This is a genomic window from Nocardia caishijiensis NBRC 108228 (assembly GCF_001612825.1).
In the GTDB taxonomy this organism is placed as follows: Bacteria; Actinomycetota; Actinomycetes; order Mycobacteriales; family Mycobacteriaceae; genus Nocardia; species Nocardia caishijiensis.
Map to the genome: position 1 here is coordinate 1 of NZ_BDBE01000037.1, position 8068 is coordinate 8068.

At 67.7% G+C, this 8068-nt stretch carries 7 protein-coding genes; all 7 read left to right on the plus strand.

The features are described from left to right. Positions 1–455 precede the first annotated feature (455 nt). Entirely contained in the window at positions 456–1262 is an 807-nt protein-coding gene (locus NC7_RS20285) for an NUDIX hydrolase (RefSeq protein WP_067985476.1), read from the plus strand. Positions 1263–1272: 10 nt separating this feature from the next. Then, positions 1273–2049 (plus strand): enoyl-CoA hydratase-related protein, encoded by a 777-nt coding sequence (locus NC7_RS20290; RefSeq protein WP_067985484.1) that lies wholly within the window; start codon positions 1273–1275, stop codon positions 2047–2049. Between the two features lie 49 nt (positions 2050–2098). Further along, positions 2099–3247, plus strand: a complete 1149-nt coding sequence (locus NC7_RS20295) for an RNA-guided endonuclease InsQ/TnpB family protein (RefSeq protein WP_067985479.1) — start codon at positions 2099–2101, stop codon at positions 3245–3247. 61 nt (positions 3248–3308) lie between these two features. Then, positions 3309–4313 (plus strand): class I SAM-dependent methyltransferase, encoded by a 1005-nt coding sequence (locus NC7_RS20300; protein ID WP_067985486.1) that lies wholly within the window; start codon positions 3309–3311, stop codon positions 4311–4313. Then, positions 4314–5636: a THUMP-like domain-containing protein gene (locus tag NC7_RS20305; RefSeq protein ID WP_067985481.1), complete on the plus strand. Its 1323-nt coding sequence runs from the start codon at positions 4314–4316 to the stop codon at positions 5634–5636. A 122-nt stretch (positions 5637–5758) separates the two neighbouring features. After that, positions 5759–7546 (plus strand): serine/threonine-protein kinase, encoded by a 1788-nt coding sequence (locus NC7_RS20310; protein ID WP_067985483.1) that lies wholly within the window; start codon positions 5759–5761, stop codon positions 7544–7546. Between the two features lie 267 nt (positions 7547–7813). Next, a partial coding sequence (locus tag NC7_RS20315) for a leucine zipper domain-containing protein (RefSeq protein WP_157102102.1) occupies positions 7814–8068 on the plus strand: 255 nt, incomplete at its 3' end.

Below are 8068 nucleotides of genomic sequence, written 5' to 3' on the forward strand. Positions count from 1 at the left end.
GGGTCGGACGGGGCTGGGAGTGCGGTCATGGCAGACTCGAGTAGTGCCACTTGGCTGGGAGTGCGGTAGGTGGCGGACCGGGTGGTGCCGTGTGGGCTGGGGAGTCTGGTAGGTGGCTGACTCGAGTGGTGTCGGGCGGGTTGGGGGCCCGGGAGGTGGCGGACTCGAGTGGTGCCTTGTGGGCTGGGAGCCCGGTAGGTGCGAATTCGGGTGAGGCCGGGTGACTGGGGGTCTGGTAGGTGGCGCACCGGGCGCGGTTGGGCTTTGGGGGCGGACCCGGGGGTGGGGGGCTTCGCTTCGGGTGCGCTCGGGGAGGGCCGGTGGGTGGGCTGGTCGGTCGCATCGCGGACCAAGCAACGGTTAGGGTGCGTAAGGATCGGGGACCGGCCGTGTGGTGTGGTCGGGGTCTGTCGTGTGTCGATCGGCAATGGTGCTGATCGTGGAGAGGAACGGCTATGAGCGAGTCCGTGGTGCGGGCGCGGGATGCGTCGACGGTGATGCTGGTGCGTGACGGTGGGCGCGGCATCGAGGTTTTCCTGCAGCAGCGGGTGAGCGGGATGGCGTTCGCGGCGGGGGTCACCGTGTTCCCTGGTGGTGGCGTCGATCCGGCTGACGGCACCGCCGACATCGCCTGGACCGGGCCCGAACCCGCTTGGTGGGCGCAGCGTTTCGGCACCGACGAGCAGTCCGCGCAGGCGCTGGTGGCCGCGGCGGTGCGCGAGACCTTCGAGGAATGCGGTGTGTTGCTGGCGGGCCCGACCGCCGACACCGTCGTCGGCGACTCGACCGTCTACCACGAGGCGCGTGGCAAGCTCGAGCGCCGCGAGCTGTCGCTGGCGCAGTTCCTCGCCGCCGAGGGCCTGGTGCTGCGTGCCGATCTGCTGCGTCCGTGGTCGAACTGGATCACCCCCGAAGCCGAACCGCGCCGCTACGACACCCGATTCTTCGTCGCGGTGCTGCCGGAAGGGCAGATCGCCGACGGTGCGACCTCCGAGGCAGCGCATGTGCGCTGGCAGACACCGCGCGAGGCACTCGACAGCTGGCGTGCGGGCGAGCACGTGCTGATGCCGCCCACCTGGTCGCAGCTCGACGCCCTGTGCGAATTCGCCGACACCGCGGCGGTGCTGGCGGCCGACCGGCCGATCGCGCCGATCATGCCGAGGTACGCGCCCGGCACCGACGGGCGCCCGCTGTCGGACTTCCCGGACAACGAGCGGTATTTCGACCAGCTCCCGGACGTGGGTGCGCTGGGCGGCCGGTAGGTTTGGCGGCATGGCCGAATTCGTCACCCTCGAGCTGCCCGCCGAGCCGTCCGCTCGGGGCGTCGCGCTGCTGCGCATCGATCGTCCGCCGCTGAACCTCGTCGACGCCCAGCTGGCCCGCGAGGTCGCCGCGGCGGCACGGGCGGTCGCCGAGCACCCCGGGGTGGCCGCCCTGATCGTGTACGGCGACGAGCGGGTGTTCAGCGCGGGCGACGAGATGCGTGAGCTCGCCGAACTCGACTCCGGCCAGGCCGCCGCCATGGCCGCCGACCTCCAAGCCGCCCTCGGCTGCCTCACCCGCGTGCCGCAACCCACGGTGGCCGCCATCGCCGGTTACTGCCTCGGCGCGGGACTCGAACTGGCGCTCGGCGCCGACCACCGCATCGTCGGCGACAATGTGAAGCTCGGCTTCCCCCAGATCAAGGCGGGCCTGATCCCGCTCTCGGGCATCCGCAGACTCTCGCTGCTGATCGGTCAGAGCCGCGCCAAGGACCTCGTCTACACCGGCCGTTTCGTCGACGCCGAGGAAGCCGAGAAGCTCGGCCTCGTCGACGAGGTGGTCCCCCCCGACGACGTCCTCACCGCCGCCCGCCGCTGGGCCGACCAGTTCGTCACAGCGGCCCCCCGCGCTCTCGCCGCCGCCAAAGCCGTCTTCGAAGCGGGCCCCCACGCCCACTCCACCGCCGTCACCGAATGGTCGGCCCTCTTCGACACCGACGACACCCGAACCGGCACCCGATCCTTCGCCGCCGACGGCCCGAACTCGGTGGTCTTTACCGGCAGGTAGTCGCCTGGCGAGTAGCACGCAGTCCGCTGCCCGCAGCTACGATTCTGCAGTGCATCTTCGCTATAACTACCGGGTGTATCCGACATCGGTGCAGCAGTCTGCGCTGAGCCGGGCATTCGGGTGTGCGCGAGTGGTGTACAACGACGCATTGCGTTGCAGGCAGGAAGCATTCGCCGCCGGGCGACCAGCGACCGACGCGGAGATACAGCGTGCGGTTGTCACTCTGGCGAAACGTTCACCTGAGCGAGCATGGTTGTCAGGTGTTTCCTCGGTAGTCCTGGTCCAAGCGTGCCAGGACGCTCGATCGGCGTACCGCAATTGGTTCGATTCGCTGGCGGGTAGGCGAAAGGGCCCTTTGCTCGGTCGGCCACGGTTTCGGTCACGGAAGGACCAACGACAGTCGATTCGGCTGACGCGCAACGGATTCATCCTGAGACCGAACGGAAAACTGTATATCGCGAAGATCGGAGAATTAACTGTCCGCTGGTCACGGCGGCTTCCAGCCGCTCCGTCCAGCATCACTGTCGTTCGTGATGCGGCAGGCCGATTCTTCGTATCGTTCGTGGTTGACGTGCCGGGTGCCCCTCTCCCCGAGGTCGATTCGGAGGTGGGTCTGGATCTCGGCCTGACAACCTTCGCCGTGATGTCGAACGGGCGGACCATCGAATCACCGAGATTCTTCCGCCGTGCCGAGCGGCGCTTGCGGAAGCGTCAGCAGGCATTGTCACGAAAGGCGGACGGCTCGAGAAATCGCGCCAAGGCTCGGTTGAGGTTGGCCAGGGCGCATGCGCGCGTCCGAGATACGCGAAATGACTGGGCGCAGAAGCACTCCACGGCGGTTATCCGCGAGAACCAAGCGGTGTATGTCGAGGACCTCTGCGTTGCCGGTCTGGCGCGAACCAACCTCGCGAAATCCATCTACGACGCCGGTTGGTCGGCCTTCGTTCGTATGCTCGAGATGAAGGCGCAACGGTACGGCCGCACGCTGCACAAAATCAATCGGTACTACCCGTCGAGTCAGCGTTGTTTCGCATGTGGAAAGATCGACGGACCGAAACCGCTCTCGATCCGGGAATGGCAGTGCGCTTCCTGTGGCGTCGCTCACGACCGCGATCTGAATGCGGCTCGCAACATCCTCGCCGCCGGACGGGCGGAGAGGCTAAACGCCTGCGGAGAGGCGGTAAGCCTCCCCGCCTAGCAGGGAGCACGCCCCAGTGAAACAGGAACCCACCGAAGCGTCGCCTCGCGACGCAGTAGGGATCTCGGCCGAGTCGGGCCGGGAGGACGTCAAGGTTCACCCCGATGATCCGGCGCCGAACCCGCACGCCACCGAGGCCGAGGTCGAAGCAGCGCTGAAGGACACCAAGCTCGCCCAGGTTCTGTACCACGACTGGGAAGCGGAGACCTACGACGACAAGTGGTCGATCTCCTATGACGAGCGCTGTATCGACTATGCCCGCGGCCGGTTCGACCTGGCGGTCGGCCCCGCCCCGCTGCCGTACGAGCGGGCGCTCGAGCTCGGCTGTGGCACGGGGTTCTTCCTGCTCAACCTGATGCAGGGTGGGGTGGCCAAGACCGGTTCGGTCACCGACCTCTCGCCCGGCATGGTGAAGGTGGCGCTGCGCAACGCCGAGCACCTCGGCCTGGACGTGGACGGTCGCGTCGCCGACGCCGAGACCATCCCCTACGACGACGACACCTTTGACCTGGTGTGTGGTCATGCCGTGCTGCACCACATCCCGGATGTGGAGCTGGCGCTGAAGGAATGCCTGCGCGTGCTCAAGCCGGGCGGCCGTTTCGTGTTCGCCGGTGAACCGACCACCGTCGGCAACTTCTACGCCCGCAAGCTCGGTCAGCTCACCTGGAAGGTGACCACCGAGGTCACCAAGTTGCCGTTCCTGTCCGGGTGGCGTCGCCCGCAGACCGAACTGGACGAGTCCTCGCGCGCCGCCGCGCTCGAGGCCGTCGTCGACCTGCACACCTTCGACCCCAGCGACCTGGAGAAAATGGCGAAGTCGGCCGGTGCCGTCGACGTGAAGGCCACCACCGAGGAATTCGCCGCCGCCCTGTGGGGCTGGCCGGTGCGCACCTTCGAGGCGGCCGTCCCGGACGAGAAGCTCACCATCGGCTACCGCATGGCCCAGTACCGGGCCTGGCTCGGCCTGAGCTGGCTCGACGAGAACGTTCTGCGCAAGGTCGTTCCCCGCGAGTTCTTCTACAACGCGATGATCACCGGTGTGAAGCCGGGCGCGGTGCAGAAGTAGGTGGGCTACCGCTTCGGCCGCGACGATGTCGCCTTCCTCGGCAGCGCGGCGGGACGAGCCGCGCTCACCGAGGTCGACCGGCTGGAGCTGACGTCGGCGACGCACCTGCGTGATATCGAGCAGGTGCGTCGCTCGTTTCCCGAGCACGGTGCGGCGCTGATCGAGACGGTGCGGTTGCGCCGCAAGGCCTCGGTGAAGCTGCCTGCGGCGGGGGACTGGCTGTTCACCGACGACGCCATGCAACAGGCCACGCCCGCGCTCGTCGCCCGGCATCGAGCCGCCCGGTTGGCCGGTCGCGCCGTGCACGACGTGACCTGTTCGATCGGTGCGGAACTGGCCGAGCTGGCGACGGTGTGCCCGGCGGTGATCGGCAGCGATCTGGACGACGTGCGGCTGGCCATGGCCGCGCACAATCTACGGGTCGCCCCACTTACGCGGCCAGGACCCGCGGCCGGGGCGTCTCGGTCCGACCTCGGAGTCGGTGACACCGATCCTGGCGGTGTCGTACCGCTGCCGGTAGCTGATCGCAGCCCCGGTCGTGGCACCGAGCCCGCGGCGATCGTGCCGGTCGGTTTCCGAAACATGGTGTTGGCCAAGGCCGATGCCCTCGTCCCGATCACCCGCGACACCGTGATCGTCGCTGATCCGGCCCGCCGGGCCGACGGACGCCGAACCCACGACCCGGCCAAACTCCAACCCCCACTGCCCGATCTGCTCGCCGCCTACGTGGGCCGCGACATCGCCGTGAAGTCCGCGCCCGGCCTGGATTTCGACCGCCTCGGGTGGGACGGCGAGATCGAGATCGTCTCCCTCGACGGCGCCGTCCGCGAAGCATGCCTGTGGTCACCCGGCCTCACCGAACCCGGCATCACCCGCCGCGCCACCGTCCTCGACTCCCACGGCGGCACAACAACTCTCACCGACGCCGACCCCGACGACATTCCCGAACGAGCTCCCGGCGAGTGGATCGTCGACCCCGACGGCGCCGTCGTGCGCGCGGGCCTCGTCCGCCACTACGCCGCGAAACACGGCCTGTGGCAACTGGATCCGCACATCGCCTACCTCACCGGCGACACCGTGCCCCGGGGCATGCGCGGCTTCCGTATCGAAGACCGATTCGACCTCCGCGAGAAGACCCTCCGTCAGGAGCTCTCCCGCCGTGACTGCGGTGCCCTGGAAATCCTGGTCCGAGGTGTCGACATCGACCCCGACGCGCTGCGCAAGAAACTCAAGTTACGCGGCACCCGTCCCTTCACCTTGGTCATCACCCGAATAGGTCGCAACGCAACGGTTTTCCTCTGCACGGCCTACGCGGCACGCTGAAGCCGGTGGACCCGGAGCGCACGAGTCCACATCATCTTCCGTGCCGCCGGTGCCTGTCCGCTGGGATACGCTGACGCACGGATAGCACGATCGAGCAGCACGGGGGCGCAGTGGTTCAGCTCATGGCGGGGGAGACGTTCGCCGGATTCACTCTCACCGGACTGCTCGGCCAGGGCGGGATGGGCAGCGTCTACCTCGCGCAACATCCGCGGCTCGAGCGACGGATCGCGCTGAAGCTGCTCGACACCGAACTCGCGTCCGACCACGAACTGCGACGCCGATTCGAACAAGAAGCCAATGCCATTGCCCGACTGGACCATCCAGGGATCGTCGGCATTCACGATCGCGGCGTCCACGACGGCCACCTCTGGATCGCGATGCAGTACGTCGAGGGTGTCGACGCCTCACGCGTCGACCCGAGGACGATGACCGTACAGCGCGCGGTACGGATCGTGGCCGACACCGCGTCGGCGTTGGACTACGCGCACAGTCAGGGCGTGCTGCACCGCGACGTGAAACCGGCGAACATCCTGCTGTCGGCGGCGCACACCGGCCGGGACGAACGCGCGATTCTCACCGATTTCGGCATCGCCCGGCTGATCGACTCGAATACGCAACTCACCGCGACTGGCCTGGTCACCGCGACCATGGCCTACGCGTCGCCGGAACAGTTGTCGGCGGAGCGTGTCGATCACCGGTCCGACCAGTACTCGCTCGCCTGCACACTTTTCGCGATCCTGACCGGTCGGCCGCCCTACGACTCGACCAACGCCGGTCAGGTCGTCGCGGGGCACTTGAGCAAACCCTTCCCCGCACTGAGCCACCTCAGGGCTGACGTGCCCGTCGCACTCGATCACGTCCTCGCGCGGGCAGGTGCCAAGAATCCCGCCGACCGGTTCGCCAGTTGCTCGGAGTTCGCGGCCGCCGCGTCGGCCGCCCTCACCGGGCGAACTCCCGTGGCGGCGCGGCTCGCGCCAACGGCTGTCGCGCACCCGAACGTGCCGAATCAGCTTGGCGCCGCGCACAATTCACCTGGGCGCCTGCGGCCAGCCGCGCTGGCGGCCGCCGCGCTGTCGGCGGTGGCCGGGCTGTTCGCCATCGCGGCCGGTCTCCGGTTGTGGGTGCTGTACTCCGGGATGAAGATGCAGGTCCGGAAGTTGGACGGCTACGCCGAAGGCGACTTCCCGCTGACGTACTTCGGCGTAGGGACGCTCGTGGCGGCGACGGTGGCTTTGCTGCTGTTCGGTGGCGCTGGATTTCTGCTCGCCGACCGGCTCGCGGGTCGTGTCTCGGTGGTCCTCGGCACCCTGAGCTACGCGGTGGCTGTCGTGCTGGGGCTGACAGCCGACCCGGTCGCCTACAACAAGTTCGATCTGACGCTCGAGACGGCCATTTGCGTTGTCGGACTGTTGTTCGCGATCGCCGCCGCGATCTGCGCACTCCACCCCTCAGCGGTCACGCGAACCGGCCCCCGGCTGCCGCGCCTGGCGATCGCCGCGGGGATCTCGTCGCTGCTGTGTGCGGTGATCGCGGGATTCTGCACGTGGAGGCTGTCCATGGGGTACCCCTACGAGGTCGCCTGGACGGTGGTGTCCGGCATCGCCTGCCTCACACTGCTGGTCGGTGGCTATCTGCTGTTCGGTCGGGTGTCCGTCGCTCGCGCGGCGATCACTGTGGGCGCTGTGTGCATGTCGGTGCTGTCGGCGGTCTTGCTCAGTACCGTCGTGCTCTCGCTCTTCGACCTCTATAGGTATGTGCCGCTCCACAGGTATGCGCCGTGGGCGTTCGGCAGTGGCGAGTCCATCATTGTCGGCGTCACCGCATCTCTGTTCTCGATGCTGGCACTGACAGGCGTTCGTTCGAAATCCACTGTCGCTGCGTTGAACAACGTTCGATCGTCAGGGCAATGATCGTCACTCCCGAGTGCGCGGCGTCTTGCTCGGGGCCGACTGCTACACCCGATTCTCCCTACTGACAACGGTGTTTCCGAAATAGTCGGTGGCCGTCCACGCGTCGGCCGCCGCGACCTCGGGCCTTCCGACTGAGGGGCTGGTGTACTGCCCAGGCAGGTTGGTTGAGGGATTGTGACGACACGCTGTAGGTGATCGTTGAATGGCGAAGGTCTCCGTCGTGGAGTGGGAGTTGCTGAGACAACCACCCAACGACAGGAGACCTTCGTGGTCCACGCTAACGCACCACTGACTCCGAAAGGCCGATTGCTGCTGGCCCGCCGCATCGTCGATGACGGTTGGCCGATCGCTCGAGCGGCCGAGTACTTCCATGTTTCGTGGCCGACGGCCAACCGATGGCAGAAGCGTTACCGCGAGATCGGCGCAGCCGGGATGGCCGACCGTTCCAGCCGCCCGCACCACAGCCCGAACCGCACCCCGGCACCGGTGGTCCGCAAGATCGTGGATTTGCGCTGGCGCAGG